The organism is Glycomyces tarimensis (assembly GCF_054776215.1).
Genome location: NZ_BAAHCB010000002.1, coordinates 48635 through 65312 on the forward strand (window position 1 = coordinate 48635; position 16678 = coordinate 65312).

The 16678-nt window shown below is 70.7% G+C and carries 11 protein-coding genes and 1 tRNA gene; 7 read left to right on the forward strand and 5 right to left on the reverse strand.

The window, feature by feature from the left end:
- The first annotated feature begins 86 nt into the window (after positions 1-86).
- From ACYVK3_RS02335 to ACYVK3_RS02355, 5 genes are all read left to right on the forward strand, one after another.
- A complete protein-coding gene (locus ACYVK3_RS02335; protein ID WP_460495647.1) occupies positions 87-1856 on the forward strand; it encodes a thioredoxin domain-containing protein in 1770 nt (589 codons plus the stop codon).
- Positions 1857-2026: 170 nt separating this feature from the next.
- Positions 2027-3715, forward strand: a complete 1689-nt coding sequence (locus ACYVK3_RS02340; protein ID WP_460495649.1) for an ABC transporter ATP-binding protein — start codon at positions 2027-2029, stop codon at positions 3713-3715.
- Positions 3712-5463 carry an ABC transporter ATP-binding protein gene (locus ACYVK3_RS02345; RefSeq protein ID WP_460495650.1) on the forward strand — a complete coding sequence of 584 codons (1752 nt, stop codon included), beginning with the start codon at positions 3712-3714 and terminating at the stop codon, positions 5461-5463. Before ACYVK3_RS02340 ends, ACYVK3_RS02345 begins: the two co-directional genes overlap by 4 nt.
- Before the next feature lie 109 nt (positions 5464-5572).
- Positions 5573-6478: an alpha/beta fold hydrolase gene (locus tag ACYVK3_RS02350; protein ID WP_460495651.1), complete on the forward strand. Its 906-nt coding sequence runs from the start codon at positions 5573-5575 to the stop codon at positions 6476-6478.
- 59 nt (positions 6479-6537) lie between these two features.
- Positions 6538-7512 (forward strand): aldo/keto reductase, encoded by a 975-nt coding sequence (locus ACYVK3_RS02355; RefSeq protein ID WP_460495652.1) that lies wholly within the window; start codon positions 6538-6540, stop codon positions 7510-7512.
- A gap of 39 nt (positions 7513-7551) precedes the next feature.
- Here ACYVK3_RS02355 and ACYVK3_RS02360 read toward each other — a convergent pair whose 3' ends face one another.
- Positions 7552-8466 (reverse strand): glycoside hydrolase family 19 protein, encoded by a 915-nt coding sequence (locus ACYVK3_RS02360; protein ID WP_460495653.1) that lies wholly within the window; start codon positions 8464-8466, stop codon positions 7552-7554.
- 384 nt (positions 8467-8850) lie between these two features.
- On the opposite strand from ACYVK3_RS02360, the gene ACYVK3_RS02365 reads away from it, so the two are divergent.
- Complete coding sequence (locus ACYVK3_RS02365) at positions 8851-9864, forward strand: potassium channel family protein (protein WP_460495654.1); 1014 nt, start codon at positions 8851-8853, stop codon at positions 9862-9864.
- A 118-nt stretch (positions 9865-9982) separates the two neighbouring features.
- Here the strand turns inward: ACYVK3_RS02365 and ACYVK3_RS02370 are convergent.
- The 4 genes from ACYVK3_RS02370 to ACYVK3_RS02385 form a co-directional block, all read right to left on the reverse strand.
- Positions 9983-10058, reverse strand: a tRNA-Ala gene (locus tag ACYVK3_RS02370).
- 90 nt (positions 10059-10148) lie between these two features.
- Complete coding sequence (locus ACYVK3_RS02375; RefSeq protein ID WP_460495655.1) at positions 10149-11699, reverse strand: dolichyl-phosphate-mannose--protein mannosyltransferase; 1551 nt, start codon at positions 11697-11699, stop codon at positions 10149-10151.
- 31 nt (positions 11700-11730) lie between these two features.
- The gene (locus ACYVK3_RS02380; RefSeq protein ID WP_460495656.1) at positions 11731-13872 is read right to left on the reverse strand and encodes a transglycosylase domain-containing protein; all 2142 of its coding nucleotides are present in this window, start codon (positions 13870-13872) and stop codon (positions 11731-11733) included.
- 170 nt (positions 13873-14042) lie between these two features.
- Positions 14043-14690 carry a hypothetical protein gene (locus ACYVK3_RS02385; protein ID WP_460495657.1) on the reverse strand — a complete coding sequence of 216 codons (648 nt, stop codon included), beginning with the start codon at positions 14688-14690 and terminating at the stop codon, positions 14043-14045.
- Between the two features lie 123 nt (positions 14691-14813).
- Between ACYVK3_RS02385 and metG the strand changes: the two genes are divergently transcribed.
- Complete coding sequence (metG, locus tag ACYVK3_RS02390; protein WP_460495658.1) at positions 14814-16604, forward strand: methionine--tRNA ligase; 1791 nt, start codon at positions 14814-14816, stop codon at positions 16602-16604.
- Positions 16605-16678: the final 74 nt, after the last annotated feature.

Here is a 16678-nt window from a genome sequence, read left to right on the forward strand (position 1 = left end):
CAGGTACAGCCAGCCCTACCGGGACCGGCCCGCCCGCCGCGCGCCGGACCGCCCCCGGGGATCGTCGCATGTGTCAGGCTGGAGGGATGAATGAGCTCGCCGAAGCACTCTCGCCGTACCTGCGCCAGCACGCCCACAACCCGGTGGCGTGGCGCCAGTGGGGGCCCGAGGCACTCGCCGAGGCCGCGCGCCGCGACGTCCCGCTGCTGATCAGCATCGGCTACTCGACCTGCCACTGGTGCCACGTCATGGCGCACGAGTCGTTCGAGGACGCCACCGTCGCGGTGTCCATGAACGAGCGGTTCGTGCCCGTCAAGGTCGACCGCGAGGAGCGCCCCGACCTCGACGCGGTGTACATGCAGGCGACGATGGCGATCACCGGCCAGGGCGGCTGGCCGATGACCGTGTTCGCCTTCCCCGACGGCACGCCGTTCTTCGCCGGGACCTACTTCCCCAAGCCGCACTTCCTGCGTCTCATGGACGCGGTGAACACCGCCTGGACCGAGCAGCGCGAGGAGCTGCGCCACCAAGGGGCGGCCATCGTCGAGGCCGGCGCCCAGAGCGGTCCAGCGTTCGCCGACATCACCGCCGCCTGCCCGCTGGACGGGCCATGCCCGCCCGCGCCGCCGGTGCGCACCGAGTCGCTCGACCGCGCCGCCGCGGCGCTGCTGACCTCCGCCGACCCGGTCAACGGCGGCTTCGGCACCGCCCCGAAGTTCCCCAGCGTCCCGGCCCTGCGGTTCCTGTGCGACTACTACGTGCGCACCGGCGACGAGGCCGCCCTCGACCACGTCCGGCTGACGGCTGAGCGGATGGCGCGCGGCGGCATCTACGACCAGCTCGCGGGCGGCTTCGCCCGCTACAGCGTCGACGAGGCGTGGATCGTGCCGCACTTCGAGAAGATGCTGTACGACAACGCCGAGCTGCTGTGGCTGTACTCGCGGCTGTACGGCGAGGGGACGCTGTTCGCGCGGATCGCCGACGAGACCGCCGCGTTCCTGCTCGAGCAGTGCACTACCGCGGAGGGCGGCTTCGCGGCGGCCTTCGACGCCGACACGAACGGTGTGGAGGGCCTGACGTACGTCTGGACGGTTCAGGACCTCACCGAGGCCCTCGGCGTCGACGACGCCGCCTGGGCCGCCGGAGTCTTCGGTCTGGAGGCGCAGCGGCCGAACTTCGAGCACGGCGCGAACGTGCTGCTGCTGCCGTCCGACCCCTCCGACGACGCCCGGTGGGCCGCCGTGCGCCACCGGCTGCTGGCCGCGCGCCGGCACCGCCCGCAGCCCGGGCGCGACGACAAGGTCGTGGCCGCATGGAACGGTCTGGCGATCGCGGCACTGGCCGAGTACTCCTCGCGGACGGGCCACAGGGATTCGCTACTGGCCGCCGAGAGCGCCGCCGAGGCCCTGGCGCGGGTCCACATCGCCGAGGACGGCCGCCTCGCGCGGGCCTCGCTCGGCGGTGTGGCGTCGGAGGCGCCCGGCATCCTCGAGGACTACGCGGCCGTGGCGCTGGGGTTCCTGCGGCTCGGCGGCGAGTGGACCGAGCGGGCGCGAGCGCTGCTGGAGCAGGTGCGTGAGCACTTCACCGACGGCATGGGCGGCTTCTTCGACACGGCGGCCGACGCCGAGGAGCTGGTGACGCGTCCGGCCGACGTCCATGACGGCCCGACCGCGTCGGGATGGGCGATCGCGGCGGCGGCGATGCTGGAGGCGTACCAGGTCACCGGCGACGAGACGTACAAGGACGACGCGTGGCGGGCGATCGCCCGGGCCGAACCGGCGATGAGCGCCAACCCGCGCTTCACCGCGGGGCTGCACGCGGCGGCGGAGGCGCTGGTGCGCGCGCAGAAGTGAACCTGGCGCACCCCGAAGCGGGTAGCCCGGAGGGGACCCCCGGCGTCACGTCTACGGGGCTCCGACGGGAACGGGCGGCCGGTCCATCGGGAAAGTGCGGGGCTGATCACATCACGCGCCGTCGGTAAACACATTGCCGCCGCCGGGGGCCGCGCATACGTTTGACGACTGTGAGCCCGAACCCGCTGCGAGCCCTCCCGCCGTCCCCGGCAGCCATACCGACCAGCCCGTGGCGCTACCTGTGGCGAGTCGCCCGGGTGCAGACCGCCCGCGTCCTCCTCGGGTTCCTGGCGCTGAGCCTCTCCGGCACCGCCTGGATCCTGCTGCCGTGGGTCATCGCCAAGATCGTCGACGAAGTGCTCGTCGCCGGCACCACCGAGCACCTCCTCCCCTGGTCGATCGCGCTGGTCGTCACCGCCGTCGCCAGCTCGTGGGTCTTCGTCGCCGGCTACCGCTTCCTGTTCTTGGCCGAGTCGCACTCACGCGTCAACACCGTCGAGGAGCTCACCGACCACCTGAACACCGCCGGCACCGGCGTGCGCGGCGCCATCTCCCCAGGCGAGATGGTCAACCTCTCCACCGAGGACGCGCACAAGACCGGTTCGTTCATCTTCCAGCTCGGCTTCGGCTGGATGGGCCTGGTCATGCTCGGCGTCGGCACCGTCGTGCTGTGGAACATCCATGCCACGCTCGGCATCGTCGCGGCCAGCGGCGTGTTCGTCATCGGCTTCCTCGTCGGCCCCATGCTCAGCCGGCTCCAGCACCACCAGATCGCCTACCGCGCCAGCGTCGCCACGCTCACCAGCCAGGCCGCCGACGTCGTCCGCGGCCTGCGCGTCCTGCGCGGCGTCGGCGGCGAGAACCAGTTCTCCGCGCGCTACCGCTCCGCCTCCGGCGACCTGCGCGACGCCGGCTATGACGTCGCCACCGCCGACTCGTGGGTCCAAGGGCTGCGGGCTAGCCTGCCGCTCGCCCTCATCGCCGCGATGACGTGGGCCGGCGCGCGCCTCGCCCTCCCCGGGACCATCAGCATCGGCGAGCTGTCCGCCGCGTTCGGCATGACCGCGCTGCTCGCCCAGCACGCCGGCGCGCTCATCGGCCTCGCCCAGGCCTTCATCGCCGCCCGCGTCTCGGCCCGCCGCCTCACCGCGTTCTTCGCCACCTCCACCGACATCGCCGACGAAGGCGCCCACCGCGAAGCGCGCGGCGAACTGCGCGACCCCGACACCGGCCTGGCCGTTCCCACCGGCGCCCTCACCGTCATCGTCAGCGCCGAGGGCAAGCCCGCCGCCGCCGCACTCGAACGCCTCGCCCGCTACCGCGACTCCCCCGCCGAATGGGGCTCGATTCCCCTCGCCGACATCCCGCTCGACGAGATCCGAGCGCGCATCCTGCTGCTGCGCGACGACTACCTGTTCGCCCAGACCCTCGGCGAGACCCTCCGCGTCGACCCCGAGGCGGCGCTCGCCGCCATCGACGCCGCCTGCGCCTCCGACGTCCACTCCAGCCTCGGCTCCACGCTCGACGGCGAGATCACCAACGGCGGGCGCAACCTCTCCGGCGGCCAGCGCCAGCGCCTGCGCCTCGCCCGCGCCCTCGCCGCCGAAGCCGAGATCCTCCTCGCCGTCGAACCGACCTCCGCGGTCGACGCCCACACCGAGTCCCTCATCGCCGAACGCGTCGCCGCCGCCCGCCGCGGCCGCACCACCGCCGTCGTCACCGCCTCCCCGCTCTGGCTCGCCCGCGCCGACCGCGTCGCGTGGATGTGGGACGGCAAGATACGCGCCGTCGGGACCCACGCCGAACTCTCCCACGACGGCGAGTACCGCAGCCTCACCTCCCGACAGGAGTCCCGATGAGCGAGCCCGACACCGACAAGCGGCTGCCGATCGCCGGCCGCGCCGAGATGATGCGCGCCGTCAAACGGCTCATCCTCGACGACAAGGCCGCCTTCAGCGCCGTCATCGCCCTCTACATCGCCGCAGCGGGCGCCGGCGCGGCCCTGCCGGTCATGCTCGGCGAGGTCATCGACGGCATCGGCACCGGCTGGACCGCCGACCGCGTCGACCTGGTGTGCGCCGTCATCGTCGGATGCGTCCTCGCCCAGTTCGTGCTCATGCGGACCGGGCGGCGCCTCGGCTACCGGCTCGGCGAGCGGGCCGCCGCGAGGCTGCGCGAATCGTTCATCGACCGGGTCCTGCGCCTGCCGCTGGGCACCGTCGAGCGCGCCGGGACCGGTGACCTGTCCACTCGCACCTCCGGCGACGTCGCCGCCGTCGCCGAGCTGCTGCGCAAGACCGGCCCGGAGGTGGCCGTCGCCGCCATCGAGGTCGTCGTCATCACCGTCGCCGCGTTCGTCGTCAGCCCGAAGCTCGGCCTGCTGTTCCTCGTCGGCGCCCCCGTGCTCGTCATCGCCGCGCGGCGCTACATGCGCCTGGCGAGCCCGGTGTTCCTCTCCGAGCGCGCCGCGATGAGCGAGATCGCCGAGACGCTCACCGCCTCGGCCGCGGGAGCGCGCACCGTCGCGGCCTACCGGATGCAGTCCGAGCGGCGCGGGACCGGCTACGGGCGCGCCGCGACCCACATGGAGCGCCTCAAGGGCATCGTCCGGCTCCAGACGTGGTTCTTCCCGGCCACGGACCTGTCGTTCCTCACCCCGGCCGTCGTCGTCACCATCGTCGGCGGGCTGTGGTACCTCAACGGCGGCGTGAGCGTCGGCGAGGTCGTCGCGGTGGCGATGCTGACGCTGCGCCTGGACGGCCCGGTGTTCCGGTCGATGATGTCGCTCAGCGAGTTCCAGATGGGCGGGGCGGCGCTCGCGCGCGTCGAGGGCGTGCATCTGATGCCCGACGACGAGCGCGACGCGGACCCCTCGGGCGCCGACGTCCGGCTCGACGACGTCACCTTCGGCTACGGCGACGGCCCGGACGTCCTCCACGGCCTGAGCCTGCACCCCCGGCAGGGCGAGCGGCTGGTCGTGGTCGGACCCTCCGGCGCGGGCAAGTCCACGATCGCGCGGCTCATCGCGGGGATCGACCGGCCCCGTTCGGGAGCGGTCACGCTCGGCGGGGAGCCGGTCGCCGACATCGCACTCGAGACGCTGCGCCGCAAGGTCATCCTCGTGACCCAGGAGCACTACGTGTTCACGGCGACGCTGCGGGACAACCTCAACCTGGCCGCGCCCGAGGCCGGCGACGAGGAGCTGTCGGCCGCGCTGGAGACCGTCGACGCGCGCTGGGCGGCCGATCTGCCCGAGGGCCTGGACACGATGCTCGGCGAGGAGTACTCCGAGCTGAACCTCGCCGAGTCGCAGCAGCTGGCGCTGGCGCGGGTGATCCTGGCCGACCCGGACGTGGTGATCCTCGACGAGGCCACCGCCGGGATCGACCCGGGCAGCGCGGGCAATGTGGAGGCGTCGCTGGCGGCGGCCCTGCACGGGCGGACCGTCATCGCGATCGCGCACCAGTTGCAGGCCGCGGAGGCGGCCGACCGGATCGCGGTGGTCGAGGACGGCCGGATCGCCGAGGAGGGCACGCACGAGGAGCTGCTCGCGGCGGGCGGGGCGTACGCGAGCCTGTGGACGGCGTGGAAGGGCGTTCCCGCCTGAGCGACATATCCTCGGGCGCGCCACAAAATACCAGAAATTCGCGTTTGCGGCATTAAGGTGACCTCTCGTATCTCCGCATCACTGACGTGATCACCGAACGGGAGCCTCCATGCCGCACACGCCAGTCACCCCGACCGTCCATACGCACCGCTGGGAGGGGTATAGCTACCGCTCGCGCGTCGCCCGCTCGCCCGCGCCGCGGCTCGACCCGGTGGTGCTCATCGGTGGAGCCATGCAGCGCAAGGAGGACTGGGGGCGCGTCGAGCAGGGGATGCTCGAAGCGGCCGACGTCGTCACGGTGGACCTGCCGGGCTGGGGCGAGGCCGATTTCCTGCCGCCGCACCACGGCTCGGAACTCCTCTCGGACGCGATGACGCGCCTGCTCGACGACCTCGGGATCGAGCGCGTCAACGTCTTCGCCGGCTCGTACGGGACCGCGATCGCCTACCGGCTGGCCCAGGTCCACCCGGAGCGGATCGCCCGGATGGTGCTGGCCGGGACGATGAGCGAGATTCCCCAGGCCGCACGCCCGGGCATGCACGCCGTCCTCGACCTCATCGCCGCGGGCGGACGCGAGCGCTTCGGGCAGACGGCCGTCGAGATGCTCATGAACCCCGACCCGCTGGCCGACGTCGCCTCGGCCGCGGTGGTGCGGCGCATCCTGACGCTGCGGTTCGGGAACCTCGGCGACGACGAGCTCAAGAAGTTCGTCGCCAACACCCGGCGGCTGCTCGAGCGCGAACTCATCGACACCGCGGTGGGCCCGGCGATGCCGGTGCTGTTCACCGTCGGGGAGCACGACACGCTGACGCCGCCCGAGCTGTGCCGCGAGCTGGCGCTGACGTGCCGCGAGAGCTGGTTCGTGGAGATGGCCCGCGCCGACCACCTCGTCCACCTCGAGCGGCCCGCCCAGCTCGTCGACCTCATGACGCGGTTCTTCTCGCTGGAGGAACCGGCGGAGCTGCCGTACGCGAACCGGATCGAGGACCTGCGACGCCTCCCGGTGCTCACCTGAAGCGGAAAAGGTTTTCCGCACGGAGTTAGCATGAGGGTCCACCATCGCCGGGAGGAACCATGGAGTACACACGGCTGGGCCGGAGCGGCGTCAAGGTCTCGAGGATCGTCCTCGGCACCATGAATTTCGGGCCGACCACCGACGAGGACGAGGCGCACCGGATCATGGACCGCGCGCTCGACCTCGGGGTCAACTTCTTCGACACCGCCAATACTTACGGGCGCAAACCGAACCAGGGCTGGACCGAGGAGATCATCGGCCGCTGGCTCGCCGAGCGTCCGGCCGCGCGGGACGAGATCGTCCTGGCGACGAAGGTGTACGGGGTGATGGGCGAGGGCCCGAACGAACGGGGTCTGTCGGCGTACCACCTTCGCGCGCAGATCCACGCGTCGCTGCGACGGCTCCAGACCGACCGCGTGGACCTCTACCAGTTCCACCACGTCGACCGCGACGTGGAGTGGGACGAGATCTGGCAGGCGGTCGACGTGCTCGTCGGCCAGGGCAAGGTGGTCTACAGCGGATCGTCGAACTTCGCGGGCTGGACGATCGCCAGGGCCAATGAGCAGGCGGCGCGGCGCGGGGGCCTCGGGCTGGTCTCGGAGCAGTCGATCTACAGCCTCGTCAACCGCCACATCGAACTCGAGGTCGTCCCGGCCGCGCGGCACTACGGGCTGGGCGTCATCCCGTGGTCGCCGCTCGCAGGCGGGCTGCTCGGCGGCGTCCTCGGCGCGACCGCCGAGACCGGGCGTCGGGCCTCCGAGCACATGGCCGAGGCGATTGAGCGGCACCGGCCGCAGCTCGAGCGCTACGAGGCGATGGCCGCCGAGAAGGGCGTCAGCCCCGCGGGCCTGGGCCTGGCGTGGCTGCTCCATCAGCCGGGCGTGACGGGCCCGATCATCGGCCCGCGGACCGTCGAGCAGCTCGAAGACGCCGTGGCCGCCTTGGAGATCGGGCTCGACGAGTCCGAACTGGCCGAACTCGACGCGCTCTTCCCCGGCCCGGGAGGCCCGGCGCCAGAGGCCTACGCCTGGTAGTGCGGGGCCGGCCTCCACGAGGAAGCCGGCCCTGTCGGATCAGCAGCTGAGGTTGCCGCCGGTGGGCACGCCCAGGATCTGGGTGTACCGCTGGTAGTTGGCGATGCGGCTCTGGACCTGTGCGGGGTTGCGGCCGTCGCACTCGACCGAGCCGTTGATGGAGCGAATGGTCGCGCCGAAGCCCGCCCCGGTGGTCATGGCGGTGTGGCCGGACATGGAACCCGGCCCGCTCTGGGTGTTCCAGTACCACAGGGCGGTCTGCCAGGCCACGGTCGCGTTCTGCTCGACCAGCCACGGGTTGTTCAGCAGCGGCAGCCCGAGCGCGTTGCCCGCGGCGTTGTAGTTGTAGTTCCAGCTCAGCTGCATCGGGCCGCGCCCGTAGTAGGCGGACTGCCCGGCCGGGCACCCGAAGGGCCGGCTCGGCTCGCAGTAGTGGGAGTAGTTGTCGGTGTTCTGCTCGACGATGTGGACCAGTCCGCCGGTCTCGTGCGCGATGTTGGCGAGGAACGCCGCGGCCTCCTGGCGCCGGACGGTGTCGCTGCCGGTGTTGGTGAACGCCGGGAACGACGAGGTGGCCTGGACGAGCCCTTGATAGGTGTAGAAGGAGTTCCGGTTCGGGAACATCTGGTTGAACTGGGCCTCGGAGACGAGGAAGCCGCTCGGGCTCGGGTCCCCCGGGTCGCCGCCGGAGCCGCCGCACGGCACGGCGTCGCGCCAGACGCCCCATTCGCCGGTGGTGCCGGGCGTCTCGCCCTGCGTCCACCACTGAGCGGTCCAGTTCTGCCCGTTGTGGGATGCGACGTCTCCGGCGGTGTAGACCGAGCCGCTGTTCCACGGGGCCGCGCAGGCGACCTGGGCGTTGGCGGTGAGCGAGGGCAGCCCGGCCGCGAGGGAGGCGGCGAGGACGAAGGCACCGATCAGCGCCAGCAGCCGTCGGCGTTGTCGAAGAAGCATGGGATCACCTCAATTTTTTTAAGGAAACCTTCCTTATGGATAAAGGTAACGATCCGCGCGGAACCGCACAAGGCTGCGGACACAATTGGATACAGACGAACGCCGATGGGATGAAAAGGCATTGTAGGGACAGGATCACAGTGTCGATGACCGCGGCGATCACCGTCCGTCATGAGAAAGCAGCCCGGGCCTCTCCCTCGGCGGCCGATTCACGGGCGGACAGATCTCGCCGCCCGATTACGATACGTTCACTACGGCGAGCCGTTCGAAGGCGACGACGAGGGCCGCTCGCCGGTTGCTCACCACGATCGGCCAGACCCTTCGAACGGCGACCGCTACACCCCAGCCCTGCGGGAGAACGGACGACGAAGAAGTGAGTGTGTGATGAGTCTGCTGGTCGGAATACTCGGCGGCGTCCTGGTCGTGGTCGCGTTGGCCGACGCCGTGGTCACCACGCTGTCGCTGGCCACGTCCACCGGTCCGGTCAGCGGCCGGGTGGCCGAGGGGGTGTGGCGGCTCTTCCGCGCCGCCGGTACCGGATCACCCGGGCGCAGGAGGCTGCTGCGGTGGAGCGGGACTTGCACACTGCTATCGACGTTCGTGGCCTGGACGATGCTGCTGTGGGCCGGGTGGTTGCTGGTGTTCACCGCGTACGAGTCGGCCGTCGTCAACTCCCACACGTCCGTGCCCGCAGACGGCTGGGACCGGGTGTACTTCACCGGCTACACGATTTTCACGTTGGGCCTCGGCGACTACGCACCCGGCACCCCGGGGGCACAGGTGGGCACCGCCCTCGCGTCGCTGTCGGGCCTGTTCCTGGTGACCTTGTCCATAACCTATCTGGTGCAAGTGATCCAGGCGGTGATCCACAAACGCGAGGTGGCCGAACAGATCCACTCGCTTGGACAGGATGCCGAGCAGATCATCGCCTGCGGGTGGACCGGGAGCGGTTTCAGCTCCATGTTCGAGCAGCATCTGGTCTCCCTGACGGCCCCGCTGCTGCGCATGGGCGAGCAGCACCTGGCCTTCCCCGTCGTGCACTACTTTCACTCGACCGCACCGCGCAAGGCTCCCGCCCGCGCTGTCGCCGCCCTGGACGACGCCCTGCTGCTGATCGAGGGCGGCGCGGCTCCCGACGCCCGACCGGACCCCGCGGCGACCGGCCCCTTGGACAGGGCGCTGGATCAGGTACTGGAGAACTTCCGGGGCCAGTTCTTCACTTCGGCGGAGCAGGGGCACTCCGCGCCCCCTTTGTCGGTGCTGCGCCGGGCGGGCGTTCCAGTAGTGAGCGAGGAGGAGTACGCCGACGGGGCGCGGGAGTACGCCGGACGACGGCGGGCCGTGCGAGGTTTCCTGCACAGTGACGGCTGGCGAGAGGGCCCGACCTATAGGGACTGACCGCGGCGGCAGCGCGCCTTTGAGGGACTACCACCGCCGGGAATGCGAAAACGGCACCCGCCGGAAGGCGGGTGCCGTGCGCGGTCGCTTCATGGTCAGGGTTCTTAGCAGAACCCTGTGGTGGAGCTTAGGGGATTCGAACCCCTGACCTTCTCATTGCGAACGAGACGCGCTACCAACTGCGCCAAAGCCCCAGGCGCCGACAACTCTAGCACAGGGGCGCAGCCGCTTCGCGGGTGCCGAGTGTGGTCCGGCTCTCGGCCCGACCTGCCGACGGCGGGCCGTCAGATCCAGGAGTCGAGCCACATGCGGGCGCGCCATTCCTCGTAGGGAAGGGCCTGGCCGGTGTAGATCGGCCAGAAGTAGGCGAAGCACAGGACGACGACGGCGATGAACGCCCCGGCGATGAGCGCGCCGGTCAGGCGGCGCTCCGGCGAGCCCGAGGCGGCCCCGCCCGGCCGGTGCCGGCCGATGATCATGCCCAAGCACCAGGTGACCGCGCCGATGAAGAAGGGCACGGCCGGGGCGGCGTAGAAGAAGAACATCGTCCGGTCGGGGTAGGCGAACCACGGCAGAATGCCCGCGCCGATGCCCGCGAGAAGGAACCAGGCCCGCCAGTCGCGCTTGAACAGCGCCCAAGCGAGCACCGCCACGGTCGCCGGCACGAACGCCCACCACAGCAGCGGCGTGCCCAGCAGGAGGATCTCGGCGGCGCACCGGTCGGCCCCGCACGGCACGTCCGAGCCCCAGTAGAAGACCACCGGCCGCAGGTTGAACAGCCACTCGAACGGCACCGACTGGTAGGAGTGCTCCGAGTCCAGGTTCGAGTGGAACTCATAGACGCTCAGGTGGTACTGGTACCAGTTCACCAGCGCGCCGATCACCGGCGGCTCGCTGTGCCCGTTGTCGGCCAGCCAATGCCGGTAGGAGCCCGTGTCGTTGGCGAACCAGCCGGTCCACGTCGCCAGGTAGGTGCCGATGGCCGACAGTCCGAACCACAGGTTCTGGCCGAACTCGTAGATGACGGTGTCGCGCAGGGGCTTGCGGGCTCCGGCGTCGACGCGCAGCCGCCAGTCCCAGACGACGAAGAGCACGATGCACAGGATGATGTACCACAGCGCGCTCCACTTGGTGGCCATGGCGAGTCCGAGCAGCACCGCCGCCGCCACGCGCCAGGGCGACACGCCGAGTCTCGGCCGTTCGCGCAGCGGATCGAGACCGTCGTCGATGGCGGCCAGCCAGCCGGCCCGGCGCCAGTCCCGGTCGCGCACCAGGCAGTACATCGCCGCGAGGATGAGCGTCGCCAGGAAGATGTCGAGCAGCGACGCCCGCGAGAGCACGAAGTGGCTGCCCTCGACGGCGAGCAGGAGCCCCGCGGTGCCGCCGAGCAGTGTCGAGCCGGTCAGGCGGCGCATGAGGCGCACCAGGATCGCGACGCCCGCGACGCCGGCCGCCACGGCGGCGATGCGCCAGCCGACCTCGTCGAAGCCGAACGCGGCCTCGCCGGCGGCGATGAGCCACTTGCCGAACGGCGGATGGGCCACATAGGCCGACCCGTCCGAGGCGGCGTCCCATTCGACGCCGTGCGCGAGCAGCGCGTGGGCGTCCTGGGCGTAGTAGACCTCGTCGAAGACCAGGCCCTTGGGGTGGTTCAGTCCGATGAGCCGCAGTACCGCGGCGATCGCGGTGACGCCGAGGGTGACGAGCAGTGCGCGGCGGCGGTCGTCGGGCAGGCGACTCTCGAGCCGTGCCCTGACGCTGGGGAGCGGCCCTGAGGGCAGGCTCGGCCGCCAGGAGGCGGGCGGCTCTGCGGGCCGGACGGCGGTGGCGCTCACCGGGGTGAGTCTAGGGCACGGGACACACCCGTCAGTTCACCAGTTCGGTCGGCGGGATGAAGTCCCCCTCGCCGTTGAGCTCCCACTGGGTGGCGAGGATGTCGGCGACCGCGTTGGCGGGCTTGCCGAGGTTCGAGGCGCCGACGTAGTTGTTCGGGCCGTCGGGGTCGGCGATGAACGACGCGGCGGCGGCGTTCGGCGTGAAGCCGATGAACCAGTTCGTGGAGTTCTCGTCGGTGGTGCCGGTCTTGCCGGCGACCGGCCCGTCGACCGCCTCGCCGACCTGCTCGGCGGTGCCCCACGTGCAGTCGCCTTCCGCGGCGCCGTAGCCCGTGGGGCAGCGGGCCGCGTCGACGGCGGCGCGCGCCACCTCCGGTTCGATGACCTGGTCGCACGTGGTCGCGAACTCGATCGTGGAGCCGGTGCCGGTGATCGCCGAGGTCACCGGGATCGGCTCGCAGTGCAGGCCGTCGGCCGGGAGCGTGGCGTAGGCGGCGGCCATCTCCATCGGCGTGTTCTGGGTGACGCCGAGGGTGAACGGCCCGAAGCCCTCGGCCCGCTCGCCGGTGGTGAGGCTGAGGTCCTCGGCGTTGTGGAACTCCAGGCCGAGACGCTTGGCCATCTCGATGGCCTTGTCGGCGCCCACACGCTCGACGAGCTGCACGAAGTAGGTGTTCACCGATTCGCCGAAGCCGGTCCACATGTTGTAGTTGCCGACCTCCGATTCCGAGGCGTTCTTCGGGCACCAGTAGTTCCCGCACGAGGCCACGCCGTCACCGACGACGTACTGCGAGGTGTACTGGTACGGCGAGTAGATCGTCGTCGACAGCGGCATCCCCGCCTCGAGGGCCGCGAGCATCGTGAACAGCTTGAACGACGAGCCCGCCTGGTAGCCGGGCACGGCCGCGTTGCCGGTGAGCAGCGGGTTGGTCGTGTTCGGGTAGGTGCCCTGGCCCGGCCCTGAGGTGTTGGGGCCGTTGTCGGAGATGTCGTTGGAGAAGTTGCGGTTGACGGCCATCACCTGGACCGCGCCGGTGCCGGCCTCCAGGACGACCGAGCCGAGCGCGAACTCCGAGCCGGTCTCCAGCTCCTCCTCGATGGCGTCCTCGGCGGCTTCCTGGAGCTGGACGTCGAGGGTCGAGACGATCTCGTAACCGCCGCGGTAGAGCCGGGCCTTGCGCTCGTCGGGGCTGTCGCCGAAGTCGGCCTGCTGCTCCCACCACTGCTCGAAGTAGTCGACGAAGAAGCCGTACTCGGAGTCGATCGCGCCACCGGAGGTGTTGTTGGCGTTCTGGGGGTTCAAACTCAGTTCCTCGGCCTTGGCCTCATCGCCCTGGGCCTCGGTGAGGAAACCGGTGGCCACCATCCGGTTGAGGACGTGGTTGCGGCGGGCCATGGCGGCCTCGGAGGAGCCGTCGATCGGGTCGTAGGCGCTCGGCGACTGCACCAGGCCCACGAGCATCGCCGCCTGCGCGACGGTCAGCTCCGAGGGCGTCGTGCCGTAGTAGACCTGCGCGGCCGCGCCGATCCCGTAGGCGCCGTGGCCGAAGTAGACGGTGTTGAGGTAGTTGGTGAGGATGTCCTCCTTGGGCATCTCCTCCTCCAGCGCCAGCGCGTAGCCCATCTCCTGGACCTTGCGTTCGACGGTGACCTCCGAGGCCGCGGCGACCTCCTCGGGGCTCGTCGCGGTGTACGACAACACCTGTCGCACGTACTGCATGGTGATCGTCGAGGCGCCCTCGGTGGTCTCGCCGGCCGCGACGTTGGTGACCAGGGCCCGCATGATGCCCTCGGGGTCGACGCCGTTGTGCTCGTAGAAGTTCGCGTCTTCGGTGGCGACCAGCGCGTTCTTGACCGACTCGGGGAGCTGGTCGTACTCCAGCTGCACCCGGTACTGGTCGCCGAACGTGGCGATCACGGTCTCGCCGTCGTCGGCGTACAGGGTCGAGGATTCGGGCGCCGGCGGCAGGACCAGGTCCTCGGGGAGTTCGAGCACGGACTCGGAACCGACCTTCGCGGCGCCGCCGAAAGCGCTCGCGAGCGGCAGGAACGCCAGGGCGACGACGAGACCGAACGCGACCGCCACCGGCACGATCGCGAACATGGCGCGTCGCTGCACGGCGGTGATGGGTCCGAACCAGGTCTGCGCCACCGGTTTCGAAGATGCACTCACGCTGTCTCCCGAGGAGCCCTACGAACAGGGATGTACGGTCAATTCACTTGGGCGCGCCTGAAGGCGGCATGGACGCGTAAAACCGGGGCAGGTCTCACTCTACGACCCGTCCGGCGCCGTCCGCACCGGCAGTGCCCCGGCGGTGGGCACGGTTACAGGAGCAGGCGGACTCACCAGGCGAACGCCATGGCGGCGGCCCAGACCGCGCCGGTCGCCGCCCAGCACAGGCCGATGGCCGCGCCGCGGCCCTCGTAGAGGCGGGTGGCGCCGCTGGCGACGACGAGCGCGAAGCCGCAGCACATGTAGAGGAAGACGGCCGGCGCCCAGCGCAGCAGGAGCCCGTAGGCGTCCCCGACGTAGGCGCTGGAGGTGTCGGGGCCGGTGGCGCGGGCGTCCAGCTCGGCGCCGATGTCGGCCTCGGTGACCGCGCCGGTCAGGCGCAGCTCCTTCGACCAGTCGTCGGTCGCGAACACGCCCTTGCAGCCGGGCGCGAAACCGCCCGAGCAGGAGGTGACCGTGACGGTCCCGGAGTCGCCGTGGCCCATCGTCATCCACAGGGCCGGGGCGCTCACCCACGCGAAGAACATGAGCAGGCACGCGCACACGAGGATGCCGACGAGCGATCCGGCAAGGCGCTTGGGCTCGCGGGGGCGAGACGGCCCGGGCTTGGCCCGGCGCCGCTCGGTGTCGGCGGCCCGTTCCCACACCGCGCGGATCGCGTCCATGCCGTCGGTCTGGGAGCCGATGGGACTCCACTGGGCCTCGGGTCGGGCGGCGATGTCGGCCCCGGGTTCGGCCGCGCGGCGAGTTCTGGACATACCGGTATTGCACCACCGAAACCGCGCCCGCAGGCGCAATCGCGGAAGACTCGCCGTGTCGGTGGACCCGGCCGGGGCCCGGAGCTGTGGAGCGGCCCCCGAGAGGCCTCTATCATGGGGCGCATGACTCACGTATTGACCGCGCTGGCCTGGCCTTACGCCAACGGCCCCCGCCACATCGGACATGTAGCAGGTTTCGGGGTTCCCGCCGACGTCTTCGCCCGCTACATGCGCATGCGCGGTCACGAGGTGCTCATGGTCTCCGGGACCGACGAGCACGGCACTCCGATCCTGGTGCAGGCCGACGCCGAGGGCCTGCGGCCGGGCGAGGCCGCCGCGAAGTACAACCGGGTCATCGTCGAGGACCTGGAGGCGCTGGGCCTGTCGTACGACCTGTTCACGCGGACGACGACGGGGAACCACTACAAGACCGTCCAGGAGCTGTTCACGACGCTCTACGACAACGGCTACATCCTGCAGAAGAAGACGCTGGGGGCGATCAGCCCGTCGACCGGCCGGACGCTGCCGGACCGCTACATCGAGGGCACGTGCCCGCATTGCGGCTTCACGTCGGCGCGGGGCGACCAGTGCGACAACTGCGGCCGGCAGCTCGACCCGATCGACCTGGTCGAGCCGAAATCGCGCATCAACGGCGAGACCCCGAAGTTCGTCGAGGAGGACCATTTCTTCCTGGACCTGCCGGCGTTCGCCGAGGCGCTGAACGCGTGGCTCGACACGCGGACGGGGTGGCGCACCAACGTCGTCAAGTTCTCCAAGAACCTGCTCGAGGACATCCAGCCGCGGCCGATCTCGCGCGACCTGGACTGGGGCGTGCCGATCCCGCTCGAAGGCTGGAAGGACCGGACCGACAAGCGCCTGTACGTGTGGTTCGACGCCGTCGTCGGCTACCTGTCGGCGTCGATCGAGTGGGCGCGGCGGCTCGGTGAGCCCGAGAAGTGGCGGCAGTGGTGGTCGAACCCGGAGGCGGTCTCGTACTACTTCATGGGCAAGGACAACATCGTCTTCCACTCCGAGATCTGGCCGGCGATGCTCTTGGGCAACAACGGCGAGGGCGCCGCCGGCGGTGAGCCCGGCTCGCTCGGGAGGCTCGACCTGCCGACCGAGGTGGTCTCCTCGGAGTTCCTGACGATGGAGGGCAGGCAGTTCTCCTCCTCGCGTCGCGTGGTGATCTACGTGCGGGACTTCCTGGAGCGCTATTCGCCCGACGCGCTTCGGTACTACATCTGCGCGGCGGGACCGGAGAACCAGGACTCGGACTTCACGTGGGCGGAGTTCCTGCGCCGCAACAATGACGAGCTCGTGGCCGGCTGGGGCAACCTGGTGAACCGCTCGGTCGCCATGGCCGCGAAGAACTTCGGGGGCATCCCCGAGGCCGGAGAGCTGGAGCCGGTCGACACCGAGCTGCTCGCGGCGACCGGCGAGGCGTTCGACACGGTCGGCGACCTCATCGGCGCCAACAAGATCCGCGCCGCTATCGGCGAGGCGATGAAGACGGTGGCGGCGGCCAACAAGTACCTGGCCGACACCGCGCCGTGGAAGCTCAAGGAGGATCCCAAGCGGCAGGGCACCGTCCTGCACACGGTCCTCCAGGCCGTGAGCGACCTGAAGACGATCATGAGCCCGTTCCTGCCGCACTCCTCGCAGCAGGTCCACGAGCTGCTCGGCGGCGAGGGCGTCTTCGCGCCGATGCCGCGCATCGAGGAGGTCGTCGACCTCGACGAGGGCGGGGCGACCGAGGGCACGTACCCGATCCTGACCGGCGACTACTCGGACGTCCCGAAGTGGGAGTCGGTGCCGATCCAGGCGGGCACGCCGCTGGACAAGCCGGTGCCGATCTTCACCAAGCTCGACCCGTCGATCGTGGACGAGGAGATCGAGCGGCTGCACAGCTAGCGGACGAACGAGAACGGTCCCGGTCCGGAGCGGCTCGGGACCGTTGTCGTGCCGGGCGAGTGCGCTGAGCGCGC